Annotated in this window: 26 protein-coding genes; 16 read left to right on the top strand and 10 right to left on the bottom strand. The window is 57.5% G+C overall.

Going from position 1 to position 26,660, the window contains the following annotated elements; translation table 11 throughout:
- The first annotated feature begins 131 nt into the window (after positions 1 to 131).
- The 8 genes from EXR70_16990 to EXR70_16955 all read left to right on the top strand — a co-directional run bounded on the left by EXR70_16990 (position 132) and on the right by EXR70_16955 (position 8,566).
- Positions 132 to 458, top strand: a complete 327-nt coding sequence (locus EXR70_16990) for a hypothetical protein (GenBank protein MSP40186.1) — start codon at positions 132 to 134, stop codon at positions 456 to 458.
- 186 nt (positions 459 to 644) lie between these two features.
- On the top strand, positions 645 to 1,160 hold the full coding sequence (locus EXR70_16985) for a hypothetical protein (GenBank protein ID MSP40185.1): 516 nt from the start codon (positions 645 to 647) through the stop codon (positions 1,158 to 1,160).
- Entirely contained in the window at positions 1,157 to 1,900 is a 744-nt protein-coding gene (locus EXR70_16980) for an SDR family oxidoreductase (GenBank protein ID MSP40184.1), read from the top strand. Before EXR70_16985 ends, EXR70_16980 begins: the two co-directional genes overlap by 4 nt.
- On the top strand, positions 1,897 to 2,646 hold the full coding sequence (locus tag EXR70_16975) for an SDR family oxidoreductase (protein MSP40183.1): 750 nt from the start codon (positions 1,897 to 1,899) through the stop codon (positions 2,644 to 2,646). The genes EXR70_16980 and EXR70_16975 overlap by 4 nt, the downstream gene beginning before the upstream one ends.
- A 24-nt stretch (positions 2,647 to 2,670) precedes the next feature.
- The gene (locus EXR70_16970) at positions 2,671 to 3,492 is read left to right on the top strand and encodes a hypothetical protein (protein ID MSP40182.1); all 822 of its coding nucleotides are present in this window, start codon (positions 2,671 to 2,673) and stop codon (positions 3,490 to 3,492) included.
- A 107-nt stretch (positions 3,493 to 3,599) separates the two neighbouring features.
- Positions 3,600 to 5,702: a hydantoinase/oxoprolinase family protein gene (locus EXR70_16965; GenBank protein ID MSP40181.1), complete on the top strand. Its 2,103-nt coding sequence runs from the start codon at positions 3,600 to 3,602 to the stop codon at positions 5,700 to 5,702.
- A gap of 3 nt (positions 5,703 to 5,705) precedes the next feature.
- A complete protein-coding gene (locus tag EXR70_16960; protein MSP40180.1) occupies positions 5,706 to 7,547 on the top strand; it encodes a hydantoinase B/oxoprolinase family protein in 1,842 nt (613 codons plus the stop codon).
- Entirely contained in the window at positions 7,499 to 8,566 is a 1,068-nt protein-coding gene (locus tag EXR70_16955; protein ID MSP40179.1) for a hypothetical protein, read from the top strand. The genes EXR70_16960 and EXR70_16955 overlap by 49 nt, the downstream gene beginning before the upstream one ends.
- Positions 8,567 to 8,617: 51 nt before the next feature.
- Here the strand turns inward: EXR70_16955 and EXR70_16950 are convergent, their stop codons facing one another.
- Genes EXR70_16950 through EXR70_16940 form a run of 3 tightly spaced genes read right to left on the bottom strand, consistent with a single transcriptional unit; the run spans position 8,618 to position 12,462 of the window.
- Positions 8,618 to 9,670, bottom strand: coding sequence for an extracellular solute-binding protein (locus EXR70_16950; protein ID MSP40178.1), 1,053 nt, complete (start codon positions 9,668 to 9,670; stop codon positions 8,618 to 8,620).
- Positions 9,671 to 9,717: 47 nt separating this feature from the next.
- Entirely contained in the window at positions 9,718 to 10,995 is a 1,278-nt protein-coding gene (locus tag EXR70_16945; GenBank protein ID MSP40177.1) for a M20 family peptidase, read from the bottom strand.
- Positions 10,996 to 11,013: 18 nt separating this feature from the next.
- Positions 11,014 to 12,462 (bottom strand): hypothetical protein, encoded by a 1,449-nt coding sequence (locus EXR70_16940; GenBank protein MSP40176.1) that lies wholly within the window; start codon positions 12,460 to 12,462, stop codon positions 11,014 to 11,016.
- 316 nt (positions 12,463 to 12,778) lie between these two features.
- Between EXR70_16940 and EXR70_16935 the strand changes: the two genes are divergently transcribed.
- From EXR70_16935 to EXR70_16925, 3 genes are all read left to right on the top strand, one after another.
- A complete protein-coding gene (locus EXR70_16935) occupies positions 12,779 to 13,330 on the top strand; it encodes a hypothetical protein (GenBank protein MSP40175.1) in 552 nt (183 codons plus the stop codon).
- A 70-nt stretch (positions 13,331 to 13,400) separates the two neighbouring features.
- Entirely contained in the window at positions 13,401 to 13,631 is a 231-nt protein-coding gene (locus EXR70_16930) for a DUF4160 domain-containing protein (GenBank protein MSP40174.1), read from the top strand.
- A 10-nt stretch (positions 13,632 to 13,641) separates the two neighbouring features.
- Positions 13,642 to 13,956, top strand: coding sequence for a DUF2442 domain-containing protein (locus tag EXR70_16925; protein MSP40173.1), 315 nt, complete (start codon positions 13,642 to 13,644; stop codon positions 13,954 to 13,956).
- Positions 13,957 to 13,966: 10 nt separating this feature from the next.
- On the opposite strand, the gene EXR70_16920 is transcribed toward EXR70_16925, so the two are convergent.
- The 3 genes from EXR70_16920 to EXR70_16910 all read right to left on the bottom strand — a co-directional run bounded on the left by EXR70_16920 (position 13,967) and on the right by EXR70_16910 (position 17,642).
- Positions 13,967 to 14,773, bottom strand: coding sequence for a sulfite exporter TauE/SafE family protein (locus EXR70_16920; protein ID MSP40172.1), 807 nt, complete (start codon positions 14,771 to 14,773; stop codon positions 13,967 to 13,969).
- A gap of 168 nt (positions 14,774 to 14,941) precedes the next feature.
- Positions 14,942 to 16,114: an amidohydrolase gene (locus EXR70_16915; GenBank protein ID MSP40171.1), complete on the bottom strand. Its 1,173-nt coding sequence runs from the start codon at positions 16,112 to 16,114 to the stop codon at positions 14,942 to 14,944.
- A 157-nt stretch (positions 16,115 to 16,271) separates the two neighbouring features.
- Positions 16,272 to 17,642, bottom strand: a complete 1,371-nt coding sequence (locus EXR70_16910; GenBank protein MSP40170.1) for a CapA family protein — start codon at positions 17,640 to 17,642, stop codon at positions 16,272 to 16,274.
- Positions 17,643 to 17,714: 72 nt separating this feature from the next.
- Here EXR70_16910 and EXR70_16905 point away from each other — a divergent pair, with 72 nt between their 5' ends.
- On the top strand, positions 17,715 to 18,797 hold the full coding sequence (locus EXR70_16905; protein ID MSP40169.1) for an extracellular solute-binding protein: 1,083 nt from the start codon (positions 17,715 to 17,717) through the stop codon (positions 18,795 to 18,797).
- Between the two features lie 197 nt (positions 18,798 to 18,994).
- Here the strand turns inward: EXR70_16905 and EXR70_16900 are convergent, their stop codons facing one another.
- The 4 genes from EXR70_16900 to EXR70_16885 all read right to left on the bottom strand — a co-directional run bounded on the left by EXR70_16900 (position 18,995) and on the right by EXR70_16885 (position 23,462).
- The gene (locus EXR70_16900) at positions 18,995 to 20,107 is read right to left on the bottom strand and encodes a hypothetical protein (protein MSP40168.1); all 1,113 of its coding nucleotides are present in this window, start codon (positions 20,105 to 20,107) and stop codon (positions 18,995 to 18,997) included.
- Positions 20,108 to 20,290: 183 nt separating this feature from the next.
- Positions 20,291 to 21,319, bottom strand: a complete 1,029-nt coding sequence (locus tag EXR70_16895) for a hypothetical protein (GenBank protein ID MSP40167.1) — start codon at positions 21,317 to 21,319, stop codon at positions 20,291 to 20,293.
- Positions 21,320 to 21,352: 33 nt separating this feature from the next.
- On the bottom strand, positions 21,353 to 22,378 hold the full coding sequence (locus EXR70_16890; protein ID MSP40166.1) for a hypothetical protein: 1,026 nt from the start codon (positions 22,376 to 22,378) through the stop codon (positions 21,353 to 21,355).
- Positions 22,379 to 22,415: 37 nt separating this feature from the next.
- Positions 22,416 to 23,462, bottom strand: coding sequence for a hypothetical protein (locus EXR70_16885; protein ID MSP40165.1), 1,047 nt, complete (start codon positions 23,460 to 23,462; stop codon positions 22,416 to 22,418).
- On the opposite strand from EXR70_16885, the gene EXR70_16880 reads away from it, so the two are divergent.
- The 4 genes from EXR70_16880 to EXR70_16865 all read left to right on the top strand — a co-directional run bounded on the left by EXR70_16880 (position 23,421) and on the right by EXR70_16865 (position 26,583).
- Entirely contained in the window at positions 23,421 to 24,467 is a 1,047-nt protein-coding gene (locus EXR70_16880) for a VOC family protein (protein MSP40164.1), read from the top strand. The two genes, EXR70_16885 and EXR70_16880, sit on opposite strands and share 42 nt — an antisense overlap.
- Positions 24,468 to 24,590: 123 nt before the next feature.
- Positions 24,591 to 25,619 (top strand): alpha-hydroxy-acid oxidizing protein, encoded by a 1,029-nt coding sequence (locus EXR70_16875; GenBank protein ID MSP40163.1) that lies wholly within the window; start codon positions 24,591 to 24,593, stop codon positions 25,617 to 25,619.
- Complete coding sequence (locus tag EXR70_16870; GenBank protein MSP40162.1) at positions 25,616 to 26,173, top strand: LemA family protein; 558 nt, start codon at positions 25,616 to 25,618, stop codon at positions 26,171 to 26,173. Before EXR70_16875 ends, EXR70_16870 begins: the two co-directional genes overlap by 4 nt.
- Positions 26,174 to 26,331: 158 nt before the next feature.
- Positions 26,332 to 26,583 carry a hypothetical protein gene (locus EXR70_16865; protein MSP40161.1) on the top strand — a complete coding sequence of 84 codons (252 nt, stop codon included), beginning with the start codon at positions 26,332 to 26,334 and terminating at the stop codon, positions 26,581 to 26,583.
- The last annotated feature ends 77 nt before the right edge of the window (positions 26,584 to 26,660 follow it).

The raw sequence follows: 26,660 nt of genomic DNA, 5'->3' as shown, positions 1-26,660 counted from the left end.
AAAACTAAGGACCCTATTAACCACGAGAGCAAAATGTAATCTGATATAACTTCGCAAAAACTGTAACTCATTACGAAAAAAACGATCTATCCTCCGCTGCCCTGCTTCCAGGGCAGTTGTTCAGAGGTTCCTTGAAAAAAATCCTGCCGGAGTTGCCAGCCGAACAGTTTCCCGCCGAAGCGTTGGCGGCGTTTCTCTATCAATCCAGCGGTGTTCGTATCACCCGCGGGCCGCCCTTGGCGCCGAGCCAAGTGGCGCGCGGCGCCGAGCTGTTGCGTTTGGCGCTGCCGGCGCGCAAGTATCTGCCAGGCCATATGGACGACATCGCCAACGCGTTGCTCGATACCTACGCTCGGCGCCAGGAAATTCGTGGCTTGAAAAAAATCGCCGACCCGGCGCGCTCGAAATACGATCCGGCGCATTTCACGCAATTGTGTGCGGGCTTTCGGGTTTATTGAGAAAGTGTATTAACCACGAATCGGAATTTCGGAATCGGATGATTAGCCGCAAAGAACGCATAGAACACAAAATAAGATTGCCAAGAAATTTCGAATGTAGGGGCAAGGCGTGCCTTGCCCTCTTCGTGGTGAACAAGACCCATTGTACGTGACTCATTATTCATACCAAAGCCGGACAACCAACCTATGAGCGAAGCGAATTCGGCGATTACAGGTCTGCAGGTTGGGCAAATCTTTTTCCAGCGCGCGGCTGAACTGGGCGAGCGCACTTTTATCAAAATCCAAAAAGGCGCCGGCTTCGAAGCGGTTACTTGGAATAACTTCGCCACGCTGGTGCGCCAGGTTCTGCTCGGCTTGGTTTCCCTCGGTCTCCAACGCCAGGCGGTGCTGGTCGGCGACCGCCGGCCGTTTATCGCGGCGTTGTTGGTTGCCGACCGGCAAAAGATTAGCGCATCGTGTCATCGTGAGTTGGCGAGTTTGTCGGCGCATGAGATTCACACCGCGCTTTGGAGCCAGGTCGAGCGCGTCAACGAACGGCTCGAACAGTACGAGCGGATTCGCCAAATCATCGTGATGGACGGCGACTTTCCGGCCGAGGTACGCAGCATCAATCATTTCCAAAATGTAAAAGTCGAGCGCAGTGTGGTGTCGGCGGGTTATCAAAGTGAGATTGAAGCGATTTATTCGGGAGGTAAACTTTGACTCAAGTAGCACTCATTACCGGAGGGGGCGGCGGCATTGGCGGCGCGGTGGCGCATCGCCTGGCGGCTGCCGGCATTACAGTTATCATCGCCGACTACGACCGAGGCGCGGCGGAAACAGTTAAGAGCGAGATTGCCGCCGCCGGCGGCCAGACCGATGCGTTGGCGCTCGACGTGACCGTGGCAGGGCAAGTGAAGGCGGCGGTTGCCGACGTGGCAAAACGATTTGGCCGCATCGATATACTTGCCAATATCGCTGGCGGCAGCGCGTATACCAAGCGCATCGAAGAGTTTACCTGGGCGCAGTGGCAAGAGGTGATGCACGCCAACTTGAAAGGAACGTTTCTCATGTGCCGCGAAGTTGCGCCGCTCATGCAAAAACAAAAAAGCGGAAGGATCATCAACACGGCGTCGAACTATGGCGTCACCGGCTCGGCCTTGCGCACGCCCTATGCGGCGGCGAAGGCCGGCATCATTACCTTCACTAAATCGTTGGCATTAGAGTTGGCTCCCGATCTGGTGCGCGCCAACACCGTCGCGCCGGGACCGACGGACACGCCGCGGGTAATGGAGAAAGAATCGCTCGAAGCGCGCAAGCTGCGTTGGTGGTCGCAGATCCCGCTCGGCCGCACCGCGCTGCCGCGAGATTTGGCTGAGATGTATTATTTTCTAACGACGCCGGAAAGCGCGGCGATTACCGGCCAAACCTTTCACGTTAACGGCGGGGTGGTGATGCCATGAAACTCAAGGACAAAGTTGCCGTGATTACTGGCGCGGCTCAGGGGATCGGCCGGGCGACCGCACTAATGATGGGGCACGAAGGCGCGAAGATTGTCGTCGCCGACTTGCAGGCCGAAAAAGCCCAAGCGGTGGTGAGCGAGCTGCAAACCATCGGCGCCGAAGCGTTGGCGGTGGAAGTCAACGTCGCCGACGAAACTTCAGTCAAACGCATGGCACAGAGCGCGTTCAAACGATTCGGCCGCACCGATATTCTGGTCAACGTAGCCGGCATTTATTTCCCCAAAGCCTCGGTGGTCGATTTGAGCGAAGAAGATTGGGATCGCACGATCGATATCAACGTCGGCAGCAATTTTCTTTGTTGCCGAGAGTTCGTGCCGGCGATGCGCGCGCAAAAAAGCGGGCGCATCATTAGTCTAGCATCGGGCATCGGTCACTACGGCATGCGCCAGTTCTCGCACTATGCGGCATCGAAAGCCGCGGTGATGGGATTCGTCAAAGCGCTGGCCCGCGAAGTCGGACCGGACGGCATCACCGTCAACGCCATCTGCCCCGGCTCGGCGAATACTTCCATGCCGCGCCAACACCGCTCCGAAGAAGAAGTCATGACGCGGCTGCGCTCCACACCGTTGCCCCATGTGCTTGAACCCGAAGATATCGCCGGCTCGATTCTTTTCCTGGCGAGCGACGCCGCGGCGTTCATCACCGGCCAGTCGTATAATATTAATTCCGGGAACTACATGTTCTAGGTGCGCGACGGATCGAGCGGTTTCGTGGCCACGAAAAAAATTCCCGCGCGGTTAGACGTGATTTTAGCACCGAAGGCGCGCAGGGCTGTGGTGCTGCGCCGAGGGCCGGCCAAACAGGTCTGCACAGTCGGTTGGGACTTATCCAGCGATTCTTTTGAGCTCGGACAGTGGATCGAGGGAAGGATTCATGCTTATTGCTGTGACTTATCCGCCGACGGCGAGTACTTTGTTTACTGGATCATGAAAGGGCACAACCATCAGGGTGACTACGACTGGACCGCAATTTCGCGCGTGCCGTATCTCAAAGCAATAGCTCGTTGGAAGTCGTCGGCAGGCCTACCCGGTGGCGGCTTATTCGTAAGCGACAATAAGTGTCGGCTGCACAATATTTGGTATGCTTACCTGGCATGTGACGAGATCATCGAGGAACCAAATGAACCAGACGATGATTTTCGCTATGATTTACGTAATGTTTATATTCGCAGGCAGTTGCGCGACGGCTGGAAGCTGCACAGCAAAGTCGGTGACGTGGTTGGCAGGGAAGTCTATCGTTTTGAAAAGCCGTTCGGTGAAAACCGACTTCTTCGAAACATATTCGACGATGCCGAAAAAATAGGGCTTAAACGCGGCGACTGTCCGAACGAGTATGAAATAGTCGATTCGGCAACCGGTGACGTGCAGTCGTGTCGAGATTGGGAGTGGGCCGATATCGACGGTAGCCGTCTCTTGTGGGCCGAAGGTGGAAAGATTTTTGCGGCGGATATCGAAACGCGCGGTCTCGGCCCCGCAAAGATGCTTTACGATTTTAACGACATGACTTTTCAGGAGATCGAGGCGCCGTACTAACTTCGCAGTTCGTGCAACGTGTCGGTCGGGTTCAATTAGTTTCATTCCGCTCCATCACTGCTTTGAATTTCTCGCCGCAAGGATGGTACAACGATTCGGGGAACTTCATGAACTACACCGTGGGCGTCGATATTGGCGGGACTTTTACCGATTGTGTGGCACTGGATGAGCAGGGCACGGTGACTTTGGGTAAGGCGTTATCGACGCCTGAGGATTTCGCCCTCGGCGCGCTCAATGCCGTGGCCGATGCGGCGCGTCATCTCGGCCTCGCCGGCGATCAAGAGCTATTAGCCGCGACGAAGTTTTTTTTCCATGCCTGTACGGTCGCGGACAATACTCTGATTACCCGCAGCGGACCGAAGACCGGGTTGCTGACCACGGAGGGATTCGGCGATACCTTGTTGATCATGCGCGGCCGGACCACCGAGGGGCTCACGGAAAGCGAAGCCTTTCGCGCGTCGACTCAAAGCAAGCCCGATCCGATCGTGCCGCGCGCGCTGATCGAAGAGGTAGCCGAGCGCATCGATTACAAAGGTTCGGTGCTGATTCGTTTGGAAGAAAAGGAAATCGCCCGCGCCGTCGATGCGCTGGTCAGCCGCGGCGCTCAGTCAATCGCCATCGCGCTGTTATGGTCGCTTGCCAATGACGCGCATGAGCGCGCCTTGGCTGATTTCATTAGACGGCACTACCCCTCTTTCTACGTGAGTCTCTCCAGTGAAATCGCGCCGTTCTTGGGCGAATACGAACGCACCGCGACCACGGTCTTCAACGCCTACGTCGGTCCGAAGATCGCCGCCTATCTTCGGCGGCTCGGCGAAATTCTCGAGTCGAAGGGTTTGCGGCGCGAGCCGCTAGTGATGCAAGCTTACGGCGGCGTACTCGGTATCGACGACACCTGCAAGAATGCCGTTGGCACCATTGAGTCCGGCCCAGCCGCCGGAATCATCGGTAGCCGCTTCATCGGCGCGCAACTCGGGGTCTCCCATGTTTTAGCTACGGACATGGGTGGGACGACTTTCAAAGTCGGTGTGATTCGCGATGGCACGGTCGAAATGGACCATCGGCCCATCTTCATGCGCTATCAATTGTTTCTTTCCAAAATTTGGGTGGAGTCGATCGGCGCGGGCGGCGGGAGCATCGTCTGGATCGATCCGGAAAGCGGACTGCTCAAGGTCGGCCCCCAGGGCGCGGGAGCGAGCCCAGGTCCGATATGTTACGGCCTGGGCGGCAGCGAAGTGACGGTTTCCGACGCCGATCTGATTCTTGGTTATCTCAACGACGACTGTTTCCTCGGCGGGCGGATGAAATTGGACAAACAGCGGGCGCTCAAAGTCTTTGAGGAAAAAATCGCCGGGCCGATGCACATGTCAGTCGCCGAGGCGGCGAGCGGTATCTATCGCATCACCAACTCGCATATGAGCGATCTGATCCGCCGCTCCACCGTCGAGCGCGGCTACGATCCGCGCGACTTCACGCTCTTCGCTTTCGGCGGCGCCGCGCCGGTGCATGCCGGCAGATATGCCGCGGAGTTGGGGATCAAAGAAATCGTCGTGCCGCTGACCGCGTCGGTGCACGGCGCCGCCGGTTTGGTCAGCTCGGACGTGATCTACAACTACGGTCGGTCCGAGCGCCTGTCGGTGCCGGCCGAACTGAAACGAGTCGAAGAAATTTTTTCCGGCTTGGTCGGGCGTGCTCGGGCCGCGCTCACAACGGCCGGTTTCAAGGACAGTGACATGAAGATCACCAGGAGCCTCGACATGCGTTACCGTCAGCAGGTCCATGAGCTTAACATTCCATTCCCAGCGGGAACCGCGGAGATCAAGGAGGCGGATCTCGAAGCGATTTATCAGCGCTTCGATGAGTTCTACGAGCTTACTTACGGTGCCGGCGCGGGCTACCGCGAAGCGGGCAAGGAGATCATGGCCTTTCGCGTCGCGGCGATCGGTGCGTTGAGCAAACCGAAGTTGCGAAAATATCCGCTGGAGAAAAATCATGCCGCGGCCGCACTCAAGAGCGAGAGGCAAGTCTATTTCGAAGAGCATCGTGATTTCGTGTCGACTAAGATTTACGATTATGGCCGCTTGCAGCCGGGCAGCGAGATCGCCGGCCCGGCGATTATCGAAACGCCGATCACCACCATCGTGATCAATCCCAACGATCGCGCTATCGTCGACGAGTATCTAAACGTGCGCATCCATCTGAGCGAGTGACCTATGCTGAATGTCAACATCGACCCGATCACCTTCGAAGTGCTCTCGCACCGGCTCCATCAAATTACCCGCGAGATGGGGATCGCTTTGGAGCGCACGGGCGGCACCGTGACGACGACCCAGCAGCATGACTACAACGCGTCCTTGTACCGGCCTGACGGCGAGATCATGGCCGCGGGGGAAACCTACGGCCATCATGTGGTGTGTGCCGGCTTCGCGGTCAGGCGGATCATCGAGAGCTTCGGCAAGGACGAAATTTTTCCCGACGATATTTTCTTGCTCAACGATCCCTACCTAGCGGCGATCCATAACCCCGACGTGTACATTATTTCGCCGATCCACTATCAGGACGTTCTGGTCGGCTGGAGCGCGACCTTCGTGCACGTCAGCGATGTCGGCGCGATCACCCCCGGCGGCGATTCGCCGGATGCGACGGAAATATTTCAGGAGGGATTTCGCATTCCCGGCATCAAGTTGGTGGAGCGGGGCAAGCTGCGCAAAGATGTCTTCAACACGATCACCCATATGACCCGCCAGCCCGACGCGGTGGCGCTCGATTTGAAATGCGAGATCGCCGCCAACAACGTCGCCAAGGCGCGGCTTCAGGAAATGCACCGCCAGTACGGCGCCGAATTGATGAACAGCGTCTCGGCGGAAATGATTCGCTACACTGAATCGGTCTTGCGCCGGCGCTTGAGCGAGATCCAGGACGGCGAATGGCAAGAGCAGCTCACCATCGATGCCGACGGCCCGTGCCGGCTATTGCTCACGCTGCGCAAACAAGGCGACCGGCTGATTTTCGATTTTACCGGCACCGACGCCCAGGTGCGCAAAGGCATCAACCTGCCGTTTCACGGCACCTTTGGCTTTTGCTTTGGCGCGATTCTCTACTCGATCGCCTACGATCTGCCGAAAAATCAGGGCGTGATCAAACCGATGGAAGTGATCGCTCCGAAGGGAACGTTGGTGCATGTGCAGTTTCCCGGACCGATCTCCATGAGCACGACCTCATCCGGCTTCGGTGTCGGCTTTCTCGCTAGCTCGGTATTGATGCAGATGATCGCCACCAGCGAGCGCTGGCGCCAGGAGATCGTCGCGCCGAGCGCGAGCCACCGCAATTGCCGCCATTCGGGAGTGAACCAATACGGCCGTTACACGCCGTTTATCAACATGGCTCATGGCGCCATGGACGGTAACGGCGCGCGCATCGACCGCGACGGCGTCGACTCCGGCGGCAGCTACATGAGCTGTCCCAACGTCGAGTGGATGGAGATGCAGTATCCATTGCTCTATCTGTTTCGCCGCCACGCGCTCGATAGCGCCGGCGCCGGCAAATTCCGCGGCGGCATCGGCGTCGAGTCGGCGCACACTCTTCATGACGCGCCCCAGGGGAAAATCGGCGGCGTCGCTTACGGCGTCGCCAGCGCGGAAAACTCCGGCCACGGCATGTTCGGTGGCCGCTCTGGCGCGCCCAGCGTGATGGTGAAAATGGCCGGCACGAAGGTGAATCAATTGCTCGCCGACAACCAACCTGCGACTAATCTCGAAAAGCTTGGCGGCCAGCGGGAGAATCTTCCTTATTGCAACTTCGAACTGTGCGACGGCGACGTGCTCTTTATGCGCGTAGCCAGCGGCGGCGGCTGCGGCGATCCGTTGGATCGTGATCCTGATCTGGTGCTCGGCGATGTCGCTAATGCCGTGGTTTCGCGTGACGCAGCGCGCGACATCTACGGTGTCGTGATCGGGCGTGACTTTGAATTCGACGAGGACGCGACGCGCGAGCTGCGTGCGAAGATATGCCGCGATCGAGAAGCGCAGCGTCGAGAAAACGGAGGACAATCGTGAAAGTTAGAAACACGGAGCTATGGACAGTATTGGCGGCGGTTGGTTTTTTTTCGGCTACGAGCCTCGGCGCTGAGGTTGATTACTACCGCGGCAAGACCGTGCGCATCGTTGTCGGCCTGTCGGCGGGCGGCGGTTTCGACGTTTACGCGCGGGCGATGTCGCGCCACATGGGCAGACATATTGCGGGCAATCCGGCATTCGTCGTCGACAACATGCCGGGGGCGGGCAGCATGATCGCGGCCAATTACGTCTACAAGTCGGCGAAACCGGACGGCCTCACGCTCGGCCATTTCGTCGGCAGCCTGTTCATGCAGCAACTGCTCGGCCGCCCTGGCGCCGAGTTCGAGGCGAGCAAATATGAATTTGTCGGCGCGCCGATTCCGGAGAAGACAGCTTGCGCGCTCACCAAAGCGAGCGGCATCGCTAGCATCGATCGCTGGTTCGCCGCGAAGACGCCGGTGAAGCTCGGCGCCACCGGCTCGGGGCCCATCGTCGACGTGCCGAAGATTCTCAAGGTGGCGGTGGGCCTGCCGATACAGCTGGTCGTGGGTTTCAAAGGCACGGCGGATATTCGCCTCGCCGCCGAGAGCGGCGAGTTGGCCGGCGCCTGCTGGAGTTGGGATGCGATTAAGTCCACCTGGACCCGCGGCCTGGAGTCCGGCGAGGTCAATATTGTCTTGCAAGCAGTGGCGAAACCGCTCGCCGATCTGGCCAAGATTCCGCTGGCGATCGCCTACGCTAAGACGGATGAAGCGAAGCAGCTGATTCAAGTTGGTATTCACGACGCCGCCGATATCGCCCGTCCCTTCGTCATGCCGCCCGGCACACCGAAGGATCGTGTCCGGCTGATGCGCCAGGCGTTTCTCGCGACGTTAAAAGACCCAAATTTTATCGCCGAGGCAGAGAAGTCCAAGCTCGATATCGATCCAGTGACCGGCGAGGCGCTGGAAAAAATTGTCGCCGGTATTTACAAAATGAATCCGGCGATGCTGGCGCGGCTCAAGGAAGTGCTGGACTGACGTTCAAGTTAACTCGGATTGCGTATTTGAAAGTTCACCGCGCGTCCCGGGTCAATCTTCCCACAACGGCTTGACGTTGGCATCGAGCCATTTGCGTGGATCTTCGAAGAACGCCTTATTGGTAATGGCCACTGCTTTGGCGCCGCTGCCCCAGACATTGGCGATGGAAGTCTTGGCTTTAAAGTTTTTGCGCGAGCTCGACCGACCCACCGAGTCCATGGCCGTCTGCCCTTCCGGCGTGACCAGCCATTCGGCGAACAACTTGCCGGCGCTGGGATGGGCCGCCTTAGCGTAGATTTTCGCCTGCTGCGGTGAAATGATTGGAAAGGCTGCCTTGACGACATCGACTGGTGTGCCTTTTTCCTTTTCGTGGACAACGTCATGCAGCAACGCCGGCATCGCTAGGGCGTATTCGCCGGCGATGAGCAGGCGAAACATGGCGCTGGTGCTTTTATGCACGGTGACGTTTAGGGCTTTAAGCCCTTTGACGAATCTCGTCCACCTGGCGTCGTCCTTCCATTCGTCTTTGAGTCCAGCCAGCATGGCGCTCAAAGGGCCGCCGCGCATCGGGTCATCGAGGGCAACCATGCCTTTGAATTTGCCGTTGACGATATCCTCCCAGCTTTTGGGGAGCTGATTGGGCTTAAGCTTTTTCGTGTTGTAGGGAAGCGCCTGAATCTGCACGCTGACGACAGGCGCCACCGGGTCGTGCAGTACCAGCGCGTCTTGCTGGACGGTTTGATAGGGACTCACAGCGCCGGCGCTTTGCAGAACAAATTCCTCGCCGAGAATCACATCGACACTTGACTGGTTGCCTTGAAACTCGGTCAACACCCGCGTCGTCACTTCGGATCTCGTCCCTTGCCAATAGGTGGTGGATATTCCTGGAAATCTCTTGCTGAAGGCGGCTAGCAACACGCGCGCATGCTCGACATCCCAGACCGTGTAAAGCACTAGAGAGCCCTCCGCCTTGGCGCTGGGGTAGAGATCTTTGGCGAGCTTTTCAAAGCGCGAATCACGCTCAGCGGCCGCGACAGCGCGGACACTTTGCGGGATTAAAGCAAAACCGATTAGCAACACCGCCAAGATTTTTTTGCGTTCCATGCTCGTGCTTCTCCTGTTCCATAATTTTGTCGTGTCGACGAGGATTTTCACTTCTCCCAATTGCAGATCTCCGCTGCCGCCAGCGCATAAACTTGCGCGCCGATAAATATCTCTTCGATGTCGATCTGCTCGGAGCGGATCGCATGTTTCTTGCCGCCGAGACCGAACTTGAGTGTCGGGATACCCATTTCATTATAAATATTGGTGTCGGTCCAGATGCTGGCGCGAAAGGCGTTGGGCGCCGGCGGTTCTTTGCCGGCCACGCTTTTAAAAGCCTGCTTGACGACTTCAATGATCGGCTCGACGCCTTTGGCTTCGTAGCCCATGAGCGAGGCGTACATCTCCATTTCAAACTTGATGCCGGTTTTTGTCAGCGCTTGTTTTAACTCGCGCTGGACTTGCACGGGTCGCAGCTCCGGCGGCGTGCGCACGTCGACGTAAACCGAACAAACGCCGGGAAAATAATTGGGCCGAAACGGCGCGCCGCCTTGGATGGCGCCGATGTTGACTTTGGGCAAGAGCGGGCCGTTGGCGGACTGGTAGACGCAACGTTTCTCGAAATCCGCCGCCCAATCGTCGACGGCCTGGATGACTTTCATCATTTGCAGCACCGCGTTGTTTTCGGCGGGCGGCTCTTGTTCTCGGGTCATGCCCCAGGCGGCGTGGGGGTTGCCGAAGGTGTTGATCTTAATTTGCACCACGCCGTTTTGTGCCCAGACGATGCAATGGCCGGAACGGTCGGCGCAGATAGCATAGTCGGATTGAATGCCATGGGTTAGCAGATGGCGCGTGCCGGTGCCTTCGCCGCGGTAGGCGCCCGACTGATACGGTCCGATTGGCGTGCGCGAGATTTCTCCGGCCACCGCGGCGAGGATGCAATCGCCCTTGAGATCAACGCCGCTTTGTTTGAGCGCCTTGCCCGCCACCATGAAAGCGGCAACGCCGGATTTCATGTTCGAGGCGCCGAGACCGAAGACCTTGCCGTCGCGGATGGCGCCGCGCAGTTCGCTCAGCGGGTCGAGCTCGGCGCAGAACAGACGGTCTTCCTCCGTGCCCGTGAAGCTGGTGTCCATATGGCCATTGATCTGCAACGATGTGCCGCGGCCGAGGCCTTCGATGACGCCCACCGCGTTGATGCGGTCGGGATCGATCTCCTGGCGGATCGGTTTGATGCCGTGGCGCGCATACCAGTCGAGGATGAATTCGCCGATGGCGCGCTCGGCGCCGGTGGGACTGGGAATGTCACAGAGCTGCTTGGTCAACTCGGCGCACTCGTCGCGGTTGATGCCCTTGATGATTTTCTCACGAACCTTGGCGTCGATCATGCTGCATCCTCCAATTTTCTAAGTACTCATTAGCCGTGGTTTGCGCTCATGCCACTCGGTGGCCTGCTCGTAGGCGTGGGCGACGCTAAAAATCAGCTCCTCTTGAAACGGCCCGGCGGCGAGCTGCATACCGATGGGCGTGCCCGCTTTTGAAAATCCGCAGGGGACGCTCATCGCCGGCAGGCCGGTGACGTTAAACGGAATCGCGCACAGGCTGTCGGCGCCGCCGCGCTCGTCCTGGCGGCGAATTTTTTTGCCGTCGATGTCGAGCCATCCGGCGTTGCACTCGTCGATGGTCGGCACGGTGAAGGGAACGGTGGGCAGCGCCAACAGTTGCACGCGCTGCAATAGCTCGTGAAATTCGCCGCAGATCAAGCGCCGCACTCGTTGCGCCATCAGGTAGGCGGAGGCCGGCACCAGCAGCGCCGAAAGATAGGCGAACAAAGTTTGCCGGCTGTAGTCGCCGGGGCGGGTGCGCAGGTTGCGCTCATGAGCCGACGCGTTCTCGACCCGGCTGGTGCACACTTTTACCGCGGGAATCAGATCCATGTGGGGAATCGTGACATCTTCGGTTTGGATTCCCAAGCATTTGAGCACGGCGATAGCCTGACGAAAAGTTTCTTTAACCTCGGCGGCCATGTCCTCCTCGAAGTAACCGCGCAGAATCCCGACGCGAAGATTTTTCACACCCTTGCCGATGCTCGCCTGGTAATTGCCCACGGCTTGGCCGGCGCTCAACGGATCGTGCGGATCGTGGCCGGCGACGGCCTGCAGAACCAGCGCGGCATCTTCGACGTTCTTAGCGAGGATGCCGGTATGATTGCAAGAATAGGCGCCGGTTCCCGCGACCGTGCCATACTGGCTAATGCGGCCGTAGGTGGGTTTCAGTCCGACGACGCCGCACATGGAGCCGGGATTGCGCACCGACTGCGCGCTATCGGTGCCGATGGAACCCAGACAGAGGCTTGCCGCCACGGCCGCGCCGGAGCCGCCGCTGGAGCCGCCGGCGATGCGTTGCTGATCCCAGGGATTGCGCGTGGTGCCGTAAAATGGATTGATGGTCGTGCCGCCGAGCGCCCACTCGTGAAGATTGGTTTTTCCCAGAATCACCGCGCCGGCTTGCTTGAGCTTCGCGACAACCGTCGCGTCAAAGTCCGGTATCCAATCAGCCAAAATCTTCGAACCGGCAGTGGTCCTGACTCCCTGGGTCGCGATGTTATCTTTAATCGAAAAGGGAATGCCGTGCAGCGGGCCGCGATAATTGCCTTGAGCGATTTCCTCTTCGGCTTTCTTGGCGTCGGCGCGGGCGTTGTCCGCGGTGACGGTCACGTAGGCATTGAGAGTCGGATTGACGCGCTCGATGCGTTCTAAAAATAGCCGCGTCACTTCGACCGGAGAGATTTTTCGCCGGCTAATTTCCGGCGCGAGACCGGCAATCGTCAGGCTCTCAAGATCTCGGGCGTTCATTGCCGCTCCGCCGGATCGATTTTTAGCGCCGGCGCGACGCCCTCGACATCGACGGCAAAGAGTTTTTGAAAAAGCCGTTGCCCCGCTTCAGCCTGCTTAGCGATGACCTCGATCTCGTCTTCACTGAGATTCAAACCGTACTCGGCGTTTAGCCGCTCGACCGCGTCTTTCATAACCGGAGTTTCTATCGCTATTGAATGGAAACTGTCAATCGACGCGACCGGCGAATTTTCTCGCGGGCTAGGTTGACAGACGATGGGGCGCGGCGGAAACTCCGGGAAGAGAACGCGGCGTCGTAGGTTTTTGGGGGAATATCATGGCAACGAGTCCATCAAAATTTGGTTTCATCGAATGCGCCGACTTGATCAGCGAACAGAAATACGGCGCGGCGTTGCAGACGTTTCAGCGCGCGGTGAGCAATTTTCTCGACGCCAAGAGCACGCCCAAGCGCAGCGAGATCGCGCGCCAATTGTTTCAAATCGGTTCGGCGTTGGAAGAGACTTTGAAAAAAGCTTTCGGCGACCAATGGGACGCCAAAGTCCCGCGTTTCGCCGAAGAGAGCAAGCAGCTGGTCTGTTCGTTTTGCGGCAAGGACCAAAACGAAGTGCGCAAACTGATCGCGGGGCACTCGGTGCACATCTGCAACGAGTGCGTCGACATGTGCGATGAAATTCTTTCGAAAGAAACTAGCGGCGATGTCGACGGCGCGCCAAGCGCTACCGACGATCCGAATGCCGAAGGGCTGTGTGGCATCTGCATGGAGCCGCGCGATACCGATGAGCTAGTATTCTTGCCCCACGCGGCTTACATGTGCGCCGGCTGTTTGGAGGAGATCCAGATCGTGCGCGACAAGCATGGGGATAAGTAAGATCATCCTTTTGATTGCGATCCGGACTTGAGATGCCGAGCTCAGCAGATTTTTCGGAATCATGATCCGTATGTTTGTCGAAGCCGGAGGACCGCACCACACGCTGCATTTTCACGCTTACTACCTAGAGCATGTCGGAATATTTGATGTCGAAAGGGTAGAGCTGCTGGCGGGGTCGTTACCGCGGCGACAAGAACGGCTCGTGCTTGCCTGGGCCGAGCTTCACAAGGTTGAATTAATGGACGCTTGGCGCGCATTGCAGGCGGGTCGACCTCCGGCTAAGATTGAGCCATTGAAGTGAGGCTTGGCCGATGATTCACAAAATTTACCGCGTAGTTTCGTTCGATCGCATTGAGCCATTCATCCTGCGTGTCGTGTTTGACGATGGCTCTGCACAGGTAATCGACTTTCGTCCCGTGTTGGAAGGAGATCTCTATGGTCCTCTGCAGAATCCGAACACCTTCAATCAAGTTGAGATCGATTCCGAAGCTCATACCCTTGTGTGGCCCAATGGGGCGGACTTCGACCCGGCGACGCTTCATGATTGGCCGGAAACCGGGCCAGCGTTGAAGCTCTTGGCGGAGAAGTGGGCCGCGCGTAATGGCACGCAATGTGCCAGCAGCTAGAGTCTATCCACTAACCCAACGACGAAACTAGCAGTCTGATTCCCGCCAACCCAAGCGCGATCGCGAGGCTGCGCAAAATCCAATCGCCATGGATGCGTTGGGATATTTTGGCGCCGAGCTGGGCGCCGAGGATGGCGCCGATCGATAAACCGATGGCTTGTTGGATGCCGTGGTGAAATAAACCGGCGGCGATGTGGGTGGCGCTGCCGGTCAATGCGGTGAGCGTCAAGACGAACAGCGAGGTCGCGGTGGCGATGTGAACGGGGAATCCCAACATGTAGACCAGGGCAGGCACGTACATGAAGCCGCCGCCGATGCCCAAGAAACTCGACACGAAGCCGAATACGCTGCTGAAGACCACGCCCAATATTATTTTGGATTTGCTCAGGCTGAAGATCTCTCGGCTGTTGCCATTGCCCGGCGGTTGTTGCGCCGCGGTTTTTTTGCCGGGGCTGACGACGAGTGCGAGTGCGATCACTATCAGCAGACAGCCGAACAGCAAATTGAACTTTGCCCGGCTCATGACATTGGTTGTCAGCGCGCCGAGAACCGCTCCTGGCATGGTGGCGAGGGAAAAAATAATTCCGGATTTGTAATCGATGCGTTTGGTTCTTGCGTAGGCGAGGGTGCCGGAGAGCGCGTTAAAAAAAACCACCGCGAGAGTAATGCTAGTAATGGTTTCCGGCGCTTCGGCCGGATAGATCAATAGCAGCGCCGGCGCCAAGACGAAGCCGCCGCCGGCGCCGATCAGCGTGCCATAGGCGCCGGCAAAAAATCCCAGCGGCACCAGCCAGAGAAACTGCAGAACCCAATCCATCCACGACTTGTAGCATTCCGCATTTTCGCTGTACACCGGGACGGCGAAATCCGATTTGGCGGATTTCCCGCCGTCCCGGTATTATTTTGATTTTGAATTCAGAAGATTCTTGAAGCTGCGAAAGTAGTCGCTACGAAGAATTCGTTTGCGCCTGGTTGCCGGCCCACACTAGCCGTCCAAGCCGTAAAGCTTTGCGGCATTGCCGCGGTTCAATTTTCTTTTGACCGTTGCGTCGATGCCGGCGCAGTTGCGCTCGACGGTTTCCTGCGAGTGCGGCCAAGTAGTGACGCCGTGGGGATAGTCGCTGGCCCAGAGAAAATTATCTTCGCCGTAGACCGAAGTCGTGAGCACGCCGGCGCGGTCGTCTTGGTAGGTGAAGAAAATATTTTCCTTGAAATACTCGCTGGGCGGCCGTTTGTTGAGATTTTTCTCCGCGTCGAAGGTGCTGGCGCGGCCGAACCAGTAGTCGACTTGCTGTACCATATTCGCCACCCAGCCGACGTCGAACTCGGCGCAGACCACTCTTAACTTCGGGTGACGGTCGAAGTTGCCGGACAAAATCATGTTGCCGATGAACTGTTGAGCCGGCACCTGTTTTCTGGCGAAGCCGATCGGCTCTTTCACCGGGTCTTCTTCCCGCGGTCCTTCGTAGTGCGTGCGCGCGACGCCTTGGGTGACGCTGGTGTGAACGTTCAAGACCAGGCCGGTCTCTTCGAGAGCCTGCCACAGGGGTTCGTAAAACGATTCGTAATAGCCGCTGTCTTTAATCCGCGTCGGAATCTGCACGCCGCGAAAACCCAACTTGGCGTAGTGATAAATATCCGCCACGGTATTTTTCATATCCAAGATCGGGATCAGCGCCAGACCGAGCAGCCGCTTGGGATTGTAACTGCAAAACTCGTGCAGCCAAGCGTTGTAGGAGTGAAACACCGCGCGCTGAAACGGTTCGTCGGTGATACTGTAGAGCTGGCGCACGGCACTGGAAAATAAAACTTCAGCATCGACGCCGTCGGTGTCTTGATCCTGCAACCGGACGGCGGGATCCCAACCGCCGCGGTAATCCTCGTAGCGAAAGGTTTCGTTGAAACGGATGGTTTGGAAATGTTTTTCCTGCTCGACTTCGCTGATGCCATGACTCTTGTCGACCGCCAAGCCTTTGGAATAGTGGGATAGACCGACGGGCGGCAATCCGTCGATGACGAGCCATATCCCTTTCGGCTTACCTACCGGGTCGCGGACGACTTTCGGCGCGCGCTCGCCGTATTCTTTTTGCACGCGCTCCCAAGCGGCCGGCGGTTCGTTGACGTGACTATCGGCGGAGATCAGTTTGAAATCTGGCATGCCTCGCTCCTGAAAATATTCCAAATGTTCGAATGGGTCGGTTCACCACGAAGGCACGAAGGACACGAAGGTTTTGGAAAGATATTATTCCGAACTTCGTGCTCTTCGTGCCTTCGTGGTGAAATCATCCTCACGGTAAACCTGAAAGAATGCAAAATTAATCCACGCTGATTAGGGCATGGCCGGCTTGCGGTTTGACCACGGTGCCGAATGGCGCCGAGACCCGGGCGACGCGCTCCAAGATCGATTTCGCCAATTCACCTTCGGCGAGCACAGGTCGGCCGCGCTGGGAACGCGGTTGGCCGAAGCCCATGTCGACGGGATAAATGTCGATTTGCTTGAGTGCCCGTTTTTCGAAACGGCAGAGCGCCGCCACCGATTGCCAGAATTCCGCCGACGCGGGATGGCCTTTGGTGCCGTTGCCGGTGCGATGATCGAAAAAGTCCGACGGCGTGGCGCGATTGTCGAGACCGAAACGGTCAAACGGATAGGCCGGCACGTGATTCAGCGTCTCGTTTTGCATCATCAGATTGCCAAGGCTGTAGAAGATCGGCTTGCCGCGGTAGATCTCGATGCCCATCAACAGATGCGGCCCATGGCATGCAAATACATCGGCGCCGGCGTCGATGCAGCGATGGGCGAAGTCGTGGACGAAGTCGGGCTGCTCGGTGACTTCGGTGCGTTTTTTCGCCGTGAGCCAGCTGCGGCCGATCAAATCTTGACTGTGCAAGCTGACGATCACCCAGTCGGCTTGACGGCGCGCTTCGCGAATCTGGCGCAAATTTTCTTCGACGTCGTTTTCATCGCAGGCGGTGCGGATGTCAAATTTTTCGCCGAGCAGGTAGCGGTCGCCGCGGTATTTGTATTCTGTCTGGGTCGCCGCGCCGATCTGCGCGTCGGAGTGAAAACCGTGATCGATCAGCCGTTGGCGTTGATCGTCGAAGCCCAGTGAGGTGCCGAGCCGTTGCAGCGCTTGAAACGAAGGCTTGTCGACGACGAAAGTCGTTTCGAAGCCGAGCGCGTTGACGCCGGGCTTGCCGCGAAAGTCGACGCGCTGATTGGCGGCGCGATTTTGCTCCGACGGCAAATGGGCGCTGGCGGCGATCAGCGCGATGCGGCCATTGGGCGTGTCTAAATACGCCGGGCTGCTGGCTTGGCGCAAATTCTCGCCGGTGCCGGCGTGGGCGATGCCGGCGGCGTCGAGATATTTATTCTGCAAGCGCAAACCTTCTTCGCCGAAGTTGAGCGAGTGGCTGTTGGCGCAGCTTAACAGATTGAAGCCGAACCATTTTAAATCTTCGAGCAATTCCGGTTCGGTGACCATGTGCATGCCGGTGCGGATCGCCGGCGTGCCTTCGCCGTAGCGCACCACCATGCTTTCGAGATTGGCGAAGCAACCGTCGGCATTGCGCAGCAGTTCGCGCAGGGCGAGGAATTGCGGCTCGTGAAACACCGCCAGCCGGCGCGACGGCATGATGTCGCCGCAAATCGCTAAGTTAACTTTGCCTTGTTCGGATTCGTAGAGCATCGGCGTTTCCTGTTCGACAATGAAGACGATAAGAGAGGCGGCGACGGATTGTCAAGCAGCCGCGCCCTAGATATGCTTACCACGTTGAAACACCAGCGAAAGGAAATCGCCGTGCGCCGAACATTTTTTGCCAACGCTTGCTTTGTCGTTGCCGGATTATTGATGGTACTCAATCCGCTGCCGCGAGAATCAAATGCGGCGAGCGCGGAGCGCGAGCGAATCCTCGACGGCGCCAAGAAGGAAGGCCGGCTGGTTTTGTACACCGGCATGGAGACCGACGAGGCGAGCCAGTTCACCAAAGAGTTCACGCGCAAATATCCGTTTATCAAGACCGACCTGTTTCGCTCCAGCGGCGAAAAAGTTCAGGCCCGCTTCATCGTCGAACAGCGCGCCGGCACGCATCTCGCCGATGTTTTTCAAACCAGCGTCGTGCAAGTCTATCAACTCAAGAACGCCGGCATGCTGGCGCGCTATGTTTCCGAGGAAGCCGCGGCGCTCGCCGATGGCTTCAAAGATCCTCAGGGCCATTGGTCGGCGTTTTACCAAATTCCCTACGTCATCGGCTACAACACGCGGCTGGTGGCGGCCAAAGATGTTCCGACGAGCTATGAAGATTTACTCAATCCCAAATGGAAGGGACTGATCAGTTTAGAGACCGAAGAGTACCAGTGGTTCTATCACGCGATCCAACTCATGGGGCGCGACAAGGGACTCGACTTCATGAAAAAGTTCGCGCGCCAAGATTTACAAATGCGCAAAGGCCACACGCTGTTGGCGCAGCTGGTGGCCGCCGGCGAATCGGCGCTCGCCACGGTGGTCTACTCCAATCGCGTCGAGCGCATGAAAGCGAGCGGTGCGCCGATCGATTGGGTGCGTTTCAAAGGGCCGACGATCACCGCGATCAATGCCATCGCGATCCCCGACAAAGCGCCGCATCCGAACACGGCGCGCTTGTTCGTCGACTTTGCGCTGTCGAAAGAAGGACAGGGTTTACTACGCGCGCAGCGGCGCGTTCCGGCGCGGGCGGATGTGTCGCCCGATCCGCCGAGTTTGACCCAGGGCTTAAAGCTTTATCCGGCGCGGCCCGAAGGCATGATCGAGAACTACAACGAAACGGTGGCGCGCTTCGACGAGATTTTTAATAAAGGAAAATAAAGCGAGCGCTCTTTCCGATTCCTTCCCCCTTGACGGGGGAAGGTTAGGATAGGGGTGATGCTGGTTGGTGCGAATGAGTATTGGCAGTGCGGTTGAGCACCCCCACCTTAATCCTCCCCCGTCGAGGGGGAGGAAAAAAGAATGATGAGGGCGCAAGTTTGAGCACGGCGTTGCCTTACTTTTAGATTCTGTTTCGCCTACAGCCCGAAAAACCGTTTGGCGTTCTCACCGAGAATTTTTTTCTTCTGCGCTTCGCTAATATCGCCGCGTTCTTTGATCTCGGTGATCGAATTATCCCGCGCTTCGGCATGGGGCATGTCGCCGGAGATCATCATCTTGTCGTCGCCGACCCATTTCAGAACTTCCGGCAAGAGCTTCTCGTCGCCTTCGCAGGTGAAATAAATCTCGGAGTCTTTAAAATATTCCGTCGGCGCGCGCCGCGGCAACCCTGGGCGGCCGATCGCCTTCTCAGAGTGAAAATAGTGATCCATGCGCTGCAGCATGTAGGGCAGCCAGTCGGCGCCGGCTTCTAAGAACGAAATTCTTAGCTTGGGGAAACGATCGAGCACGCCGCCGGCGATGACGCCGTAGAAGCCGAGGATTAACGGCAGCGTGAAAGTCACCGTGTGTGCCGCCATGATCGTCGTGCCGCTGGCGCGCAGGCCGGGATGGCTCCAGCCGGTGTGCGCGCTGACGGGAAAGTTCAGTTTCTCAGCTTCGGCGAAGAACGGGTTGAACTCCGGCAGGTCCAATAATTTCTCGCCAACGGTTCCGTAAATAATCGCGGTCGCTGCGCCCATTTCTTTGGTGCGCTTCAGTTCTTCCACCGCGGCTGGGACATTTCTTAGCGGCATGATGGCGCCCCATTTGAGCCGGCTCGGATCGGTTTTGCAGGCGTTATGAATCCAAGTGTTGTAGCTGCGCATCAGGTCGGCTTCGAACTCGATGTCGTCGGTGAGTTCTTCGAGAAACACCGTGGGAAAATTGACTTGGATGTTGACGCCGGCGGCGTCCATGTCTTTCAACCGTTCTCTGGCGTCTAGCAGGGTTTGGCTGCCGATGGAAAATTTCTTGTGCGTCGCATGATAGGAAACCGGCGGGGTGCCGAAGACGGTGTGATTGCTGCCGGAAATTTTTGGATGGATGACGCCGTCGATCCACCAGAAGGCGTTCAAGTTAGCGAGGATCGGCCGGTTCGGCACGGCGATGGGAAAAGGCCGCCGCTCTTTGTATTTGTCCTGCAAATAGTTCCACGCTTCTTCCGGCTCCTCGACATGAGAGTCGGCGTCGATGACGAAATAGTCAGACATGGGTTTCCTCCATGAAAGGTTCTAATAATTCGGAATCATAAGATTGGCCGCAAAGAACGCAAAGAACGCAAAATAAATCGGAATTGGTAGAGGCGGGTGTTAAACCCGCCCTCTTCGCTGTTCCCGAACTCTGCGAACTCCGTGTCTCTGCGGTGTAATCCCTTTTTCTTCTCTAACGAGCCGCTATTTCAAGATCTCTTTGAGCTTGGCGATTTGCGCCGGTTCGAGTTTGAATATTTCCTTGATGGTTTGTTCGAGTTCGGTGCCGTCGGCGGGATCAATGTCGAGACGCGCCTTCTTGGCTTCGGCGACTAACTCCGGGTCCTTCCACGTGTCCATGAATGCCTTGCGCAGAATCTGCACGCGGTCGTTGGGCGTGGCCGGCGGTAGCATGAACGGGCGCACCGTCGGGCTGTTGGCGCGCAGCACCGTGGCCATTAACTTTCTCGCTTCGTCGGTTTTCGCCAACTCATAGGCGACGGGAATCTGTTTCAACTCCGGATGGGATTTGAGCGTCGCTTGCAAGACGATTTTCAACGTCCCCGAGTCGAGTTCGTTGCGCCAGGTCGACTTGGTCGATTCCCAAGCGTTGCTGGTGGCGTGGACTTCGCCGTTGTTGAAGGCGAGCCGGGTATCGGCGGTGCCTTTGTAGCCGGTGATGACTTGGGCCGGCAAGTTGATGGTGGCAGCCAATATTTTCGGGATGTCGTCGCTGCCGGCGCCCGGGCCGATGCCGCCGAATTTTACCATTTGCTTTGACGCGATCCAGGCATGGACATCGGTGATGGCGGTGGACTTGTGCACGCCGATGATGAAACTATCCTGCGCCGGCACGCCCAAGTATTTGAACCTGAGCGCATCGAATTCGATGCCCGACTTGCCGAGCAATTGTTGGAGCGCGATGCCGCCCAAGTAGTGGCCGATGGTGAGACCGTCGGGCTTGGCGATTTTGTAGAGATAGTTGGCGGCGATGATCGAGCCAGCGCCGGTCATGTTGTCGACCACCACCGCGGGATTGCCAGGTATATGCTTGCCGAGATGGCGCGCCAGGGTGCGCGCGTAGAGATCGTAACCGCCGCCGGCAGCCAGGCCGACGACGATGCGGACCGTTTTGCCTTGATAAAAGTTGGCAGGCTCCGCGGCGTTGGCGCCATTGGCGAAGAGTGCCAGCGCGAGAGCGATAGGAGCGATCGGCGGAATCGGGCTCATCATTTTGCAATCCTCCGTTGCGCTGCGTTTGCCATTTTATTTGAGGATGTCTTTCAGCTTGGCGATCAATGCCTTGTCGACTTTGAAGATGTCTTTGACGTTTTGTTCGAGCGTCGGGCCGTCGTCGGGATTGATATCGAGGTTGGCCCTTTTCGCTTCCGCTAAAAAGTCGGCATCTTTCATCGTGTCCATGAACGCTTTGCGCAAGATCTCGACGCGCTCTTTGGGTGTGCGCGGCGGCAGGGCGTAGGGACGCACGGTGGGACCGTGGACGCGAAAGACCGTGGCGATCAGCCGTTTGGCTTCGTCGGTCTTGGCCATGTCATAGGCCACGGGAATTTTCGGAAAGTCGGGATGGGATTTAAGCGTCGCCTGAAGAATAATTCTTTTGTCGCCGCCTTCGATTTCCTTGCGCCACGTCGATTTGGTCGACTCCCACGAGTTGCTGATGCCGGCGACTTCGCCGCTGTTGAACGCCAAGCGGACATCGGCGGTGCCTTTGTAGCCGGAGACCAGTTGGATCGGCAGTCCCAGCGTGGCTTTGAGGATGTTGGGAATGTCGTCGCTGCCCGAGCCGTTGGCGACGCCGCCGAATTTAACCACTTGTTTGGAAGCGATCCAGGCATGGACATCGGTGATGCCGGTGGACTTGTGCAGGCCGATCATGAAATTGTCCTGGGCCGGCACGCCGACGTATTCGAACTTGAGCGAATCGAATTCGATGCCCGGCTTGCCCAAGAGCTGTTGCAAGAACAGTCCGCCGATGAAGTGGCCGATGGTGAGGCCATCGGCCTTGGCGACTTTGAAGGTATGATTGGCTGAAATCATGCTGCCGGCGCCGGGCATGTTGTCGACGACGATGGAGGGATTGCCCGGAATATGTTTGCCCAAGTGGCGCGCGATGGCGCGGGTGTAGGCGTCGTAGCCACCGCCAGCGGGAAATCCGACGACGAAACGGACAGTCTTGCCTTCGTAGAATTTCGCCTGGGCGAGGGCGTGCTTGTCGACGTTAAGCAGCAGATTCATTAACAGCACGGACAAGAAGAGCAGATATTTTTTCATGACGAAGACCTTTCCTGATTGACTTGACGACTCAGATTTAACTCGGATTCAAAATAGTCTTAAGCTTAGCCACTAGGGTGGGATTGAGTTTGAAGACGCCGGCGATCAGCTGCTCCATTTCCTGGCCGGTGATCGGTTCGATGTCCAAATTCGCCTTTTTCGCCTCGGCCAAGAACTCCGGATCTTTCATCGTGGCGTCGAACGCATGGCGCAAAATCTCTACTCGCGCCTTCGGCGTGCGCGGCGGCGCGACGTAGGGACGATAATAATCGGCGGGATCTTGGATGCCGGCTTGAATCAGTTGGCGCGCTTCATCGTTCTTCGCCAAGCTGGTGGCGAGCGGCACGCTGGCCAATTCAGGGTGCGGCTTGGCCAACGCTTGGAGCACGACGATCGCTTCGCCGGACTGAATCGCTTTAATCCACGTCGAGCGAATCGAGTCCCAAGTCCAGCAACCGCCGGCAAGCTCGCCGCTTTCCGCGGCCAAGCGAATCTCCGCCGTGCCTTTGTAGCCGGCGACCAGTTGGATCGGCAGCGCGGTGGTTGCCGCCAGCATGCGCGCGATGTCGTCGGGCGCGCCGCCGCCGATGCCGCCGAGCTTCACCGGCGTCTTCGCCGCTAGCCATTTCTCCACGCTGGTGATGCCGCTCGCTTTGGTGAACGCGCAGGCGCGGCTTTCTTTGATCGGCGAACCGAGGAATTCGAACTTCGCAGCGTCGAATTCAATGCCGGGCTTTTTGAAAAGTTGATAGAGAAATAATCCGCCTTGAAAGTGGCCGACGGTGAGACCGTCGGGTTTAGCGACTCGGTACATGTGATTGGCGCCGATCAGATGGCCGGCGCCGGCCATGTTCTCGACGACGATGGCTGGCTGGCCGGGAACATGTTTGCCAAAATGGCGCGCTAACATACGCGTGTAGGCGTCGAAGCCGCCGCCGGCGGAGGTGGCGACGATCATGCGGATGGTTTTGCCCTGGTAAAAATTGTCTTGAGCGCGGGCGACGCCTGCGCTAACGAGTAAGCAGAGCAAAATGAAATTCAGATGGGCGATGGGTTTCTGCATGGTGCTTGCGCGGCTGCGCATGAGAGCTGGGCGAATCTAAGGAATCGCCAAGTTTCTGTCAAGGATGATTTCATGCGCGCCGCGCCGGCTGGTTTGACAGCCCAGGCTGAGCGCTGTAAGTTTTTGTCATTCGGTAACTGCAATTACTTTACTCGACAGGTGAGGAGAAGGATCATGATCCACACGACCGGTTTGGCGGCAACGCATATGGAGTGCCGCAATCTGCAAGAATCCTTGCCGGTGATGACCGAACTATTAGCCTTCGAAAAGATTTCCGAAAAACCTGGTGAAGCGACGCTCAAACATCCCAACACCCATTGGCTGTTAGTTGTCCACGAAGCTGGACCCGAGGCGCCGGCCAAACCGATGCACAATCACTGGGGCGTACGCGTGGTCGATCCGCAAGAAGTCGATCGCGCTTACGATTATCTGGTCGCGCATAAGGCGCAGTACAAGCTCGGCGCCATCGGCAAGCCGACCTGGAGCCACGGTTCTTACTCTTGTTATTTCGTCGAGCCGGGCAGCAACGGCTGGGAGATCGAATGTTACGAAGCCTTCAACCGCAAACAGGCGACCGCCGAGCGTTTCGGCGCGGTCAAGATGGCCCATTGGGATCAGTTGCTGCCGGAAGAAAAGTTTCCCGGCCGCGGCTACGTGCCCCAAGGCTTCACCCACGGCACGTTGGTCGCCACCGATCTCGAGGCGAGCAAAAATTTTTACATGAACGTGCTAGGCTTGGATGCGCACCGTTTTAGCGATCATGTGATTTACATCAAGCATCCGACGACCAAGACCTTCGTGGTCTGCGCCTTGCGCCAGAACGCGCCGGTATTCTCGACCAATTTTCGCAATACATTGACAGTGGCAACCAAGGACGCGGTGATAGCGGCGCATGGCAGATTCGCCGACGACGGCAAGAGTTTGGGCGTGAGCGAATTGTTCGAGCTCAAAGAAAGCGAAGCGTCCGCGTCATTTTATTTCCGCGATCCAGGGACCAATTGCTGGGAGATATCGACGGCCAATTGAATTCCTCTGATCTCTTACCTCCTCCCCCTCGACGGGAGAGGATAGAGGTTAGGGTGCTTGGAAAGGGCGACCGCCGGTCGCCCCTACGCCTGGTGAATCGACGATACAGGTAGGTGACGATTTATGACGGACAAACCACTGGAACAGATGGGGCTGCGCGATTTGCGTGGGATTATGCGCCAGCAGGCGCCGGCGGAGGCGTGGAAGCATTTCAACGGCGCGGCGGAAACCAAGGCGACGTTTCATCGTAATCCGCGGGCGTTTCAGCAATATTTGTTTCGCCAGAAAATTTTTCACGATGTCAGCGAGCCGGACATCTCGATCGAATTGTTCGGCAAGAAGTTGCCGATCCCGGCGATCACGGCGCCGGTGGGAAGTTTTAGTTTGTTCGGCAAGGACGCCGAACGCGAAGTGGCTGAAGGCACGGACCGCGCCGGCGCGATGATGTTTGTCAGCCAGGCGGCCCATTTCAATCTGCACGACTGGCGTAACGCCGACAAATCGCCGCTGGTATTCATGGCCTACATGAACCGCGGCAAGCCGGAAGTCGAAGAATATGCCAAGACCGCCGAGGACTTGGGTTTCACCGCGGTCGGCATTACCATGGACACGGTGAAGCCGGTGAAGATCGGCGACGAAGTGCCGTTGTCGACCAAGGATGGCAAGCCGCGCAAGGGCCACAAGTCGACGCCCAAAGATATCGAGTGGATGAAACAATTGGTAAAACTTCCCGTCGTTGTCAAAGGCATCATGGGCGCCGATGACGCGCGGGTGGCGGTGAATTCCGGCGCCGATGCGCTGGTGGTTTCCAATCATGGCGGGCGGATTCTCGACTTCAATCGCTCGGCGTTGGAAGCGTTGCCGGAAGTCGTTGAAGCGGTTGGCGGTAAAGTTCCGGTGTTGCTCGACAGCGGCATTCGCAGCGGCGGCGATATCGTCAAGGCGCTAGCGCTGGGCGCCAAGGCGGTGCTGACCGGCCGTCCGGTGGCTTGGGGCGTCGGCGCTTTCGGCGCCCGCGGCGTCGAGCGGGTGTTCAATATTTTCGCCGAAGAGATGCAGCGCGTGATGGTCATGACCGGCGTGGCGCGTGCCGCCGATATTAGTAAAACGATTTTGTTTCGCGATGGCGTCAATGGAGCGCAGAGCTTATGATTTTTATCATTTGGGGCATCGTTTTTGTCGTCGGCATTTGGGTTATCTCGGCCTACAACAATCTTACCGCGCTGCGTCTGCGCATCGACAACGGCTGGCGGCAAATCGACGTGCAGCTCAAGCGGCGCTACGATCTGATCCCAAATCTGGTCGAGACCGTCAAAGGCTACATGCAATTCGAGCAGGAGACGCTGCAAAAGGTCATCGACGCGCGCAACCAAGCGATGGCAGTGAAGGGCGTTAAAGAATCCGCCGAAGCGCAGACCGTCTTGAACCAATCCCTCGGTAAAGTTTTCGCCTTGATGGAAAACTACCCAGATCTCAAATCCAACCAAAATGTTTTGAACTTGCAGGAAGAGCTGACCACGACGGAGAACCGCATCGCCTTCGCGCGCCAGTACTACAACGACCTGGTGACCCAGTACAACACCAAGCAGCAGGTGTTTCCGTCGAACATGATCGCCGGTTTTTTCAAGTTTCAGCTTCATGAGTTGTTCGACGTGCCGGCAACCGAGAGAGTACTGCCTAAAGTCGATCTCAGATTGCGCTCATAACCGAGGTTTTCGCTGCCGGCGAGGTTCTTCTCGGTTTAGTGTGAAGATGTCTTCACCACGAAGGACACGAAGACCACGAAGTTCAGAGTTTTAATCATCCGACCCCTTCGTGTCCTTCGTGCTCTTCGTGGTAAGCAAAACAAACTGAACGTGGCACATTGTCCGCACAAAAGCCTGAAAAACCGACGGAGATAACCCTCTCGCAAGATTTCGTCGCGCGCCAGAATCGCAATAGTTGGATCAGCGCGCTGATCGTCTTTTGCTTCATCCTGTTTTTTATTCTCGTCGGTTTCGCGGTCGATTACGCCTACCTCAATGCCTTTACCCCCGACGGCGCGCCGCTGTCGTGGCAACGTCAATATGTCATGTTAACAGCAACGCGATTATGTCAGGGTAGTGCGTTGGGTTGAGGTCGTAAGTTAGAAACCTGGCCATAGCGGAACCCCACCTTGTTGGAGTTGGTTCGATATAGGCCAAGTGTGTGCGT

Source organism: Deltaproteobacteria bacterium (assembly GCA_009692615.1).
Classification (GTDB): Bacteria; Desulfobacterota; Binatia; order UBA9968; family UBA9968; genus DP-20.
The sequence above is the reverse complement of the archived record's forward strand: the minus strand, read 5'-3'. Positions and strand labels throughout refer to the sequence as shown.

What these genes read in the sequence shown, in the direction of transcription:
- EXR70_16885 (MSP40165.1), bottom strand. Translation starts at nt 23,462, where the DNA reads ATGCGCAGCCGCGCAAGCACCATGCAGAAACCCATCGCCCATCTGAAT.
- EXR70_16955 (MSP40179.1), top strand. Translation starts at nt 7,499, where the DNA reads ATGCCGCGATCGAGAAGCGCAGCGTCGAGAAAACGGAGGACAATCGTG.
- EXR70_16945 (MSP40177.1), bottom strand. Translation starts at nt 10,995, where the DNA reads ATGATCGACGCCAAGGTTCGTGAGAAAATCATCAAGGGCATCAACCGC.
- EXR70_16940 (MSP40176.1), bottom strand. Translation starts at nt 12,462, where the DNA reads ATGAACGCCCGAGATCTTGAGAGCCTGACGATTGCCGGTCTCGCGCCG.
- EXR70_16895 (MSP40167.1), bottom strand. Translation starts at nt 21,319, where the DNA reads ATGATGAGCCCGATTCCGCCGATCGCTCCTATCGCTCTCGCGCTGGCA.
- EXR70_16890 (MSP40166.1), bottom strand. Translation starts at nt 22,378, where the DNA reads ATGAAAAAATATCTGCTCTTCTTGTCCGTGCTGTTAATGAATCTGCTG.
- EXR70_16905 (MSP40169.1), top strand. Translation starts at nt 17,715, where the DNA reads ATGCTTACCACGTTGAAACACCAGCGAAAGGAAATCGCCGTGCGCCGA.
- EXR70_16875 (MSP40163.1), top strand. Translation starts at nt 24,591, where the DNA reads ATGACGGACAAACCACTGGAACAGATGGGGCTGCGCGATTTGCGTGGG.
- EXR70_16930 (MSP40174.1), top strand. Translation starts at nt 13,401, where the DNA reads ATGTTTGTCGAAGCCGGAGGACCGCACCACACGCTGCATTTTCACGCT.
- EXR70_16965 (MSP40181.1), top strand. Translation starts at nt 3,600, where the DNA reads ATGAACTACACCGTGGGCGTCGATATTGGCGGGACTTTTACCGATTGT.
- EXR70_16925 (MSP40173.1), top strand. Translation starts at nt 13,642, where the DNA reads ATGATTCACAAAATTTACCGCGTAGTTTCGTTCGATCGCATTGAGCCA.
- EXR70_16985 (MSP40185.1), top strand. Translation starts at nt 645, where the DNA reads ATGAGCGAAGCGAATTCGGCGATTACAGGTCTGCAGGTTGGGCAAATC.
- EXR70_16915 (MSP40171.1), bottom strand. Translation starts at nt 16,114, where the DNA reads ATGCCAGATTTCAAACTGATCTCCGCCGATAGTCACGTCAACGAACCG.
- EXR70_16910 (MSP40170.1), bottom strand. Translation starts at nt 17,642, where the DNA reads ATGCTCTACGAATCCGAACAAGGCAAAGTTAACTTAGCGATTTGCGGC.
- EXR70_16935 (MSP40175.1), top strand. Translation starts at nt 12,779, where the DNA reads ATGGCAACGAGTCCATCAAAATTTGGTTTCATCGAATGCGCCGACTTG.
- EXR70_16870 (MSP40162.1), top strand. Translation starts at nt 25,616, where the DNA reads ATGATTTTTATCATTTGGGGCATCGTTTTTGTCGTCGGCATTTGGGTT.
- EXR70_16950 (MSP40178.1), bottom strand. Translation starts at nt 9,670, where the DNA reads ATGGAACGCAAAAAAATCTTGGCGGTGTTGCTAATCGGTTTTGCTTTA.
- EXR70_16975 (MSP40183.1), top strand. Translation starts at nt 1,897, where the DNA reads ATGAAACTCAAGGACAAAGTTGCCGTGATTACTGGCGCGGCTCAGGGG.
- EXR70_16880 (MSP40164.1), top strand. Translation starts at nt 23,421, where the DNA reads ATGGGCGATGGGTTTCTGCATGGTGCTTGCGCGGCTGCGCATGAGAGC.
- EXR70_16900 (MSP40168.1), bottom strand. Translation starts at nt 20,107, where the DNA reads ATGTCTGACTATTTCGTCATCGACGCCGACTCTCATGTCGAGGAGCCG.
- EXR70_16960 (MSP40180.1), top strand. Translation starts at nt 5,706, where the DNA reads ATGCTGAATGTCAACATCGACCCGATCACCTTCGAAGTGCTCTCGCAC.
- EXR70_16920 (MSP40172.1), bottom strand. Translation starts at nt 14,773, where the DNA reads ATGGATTGGGTTCTGCAGTTTCTCTGGCTGGTGCCGCTGGGATTTTTT.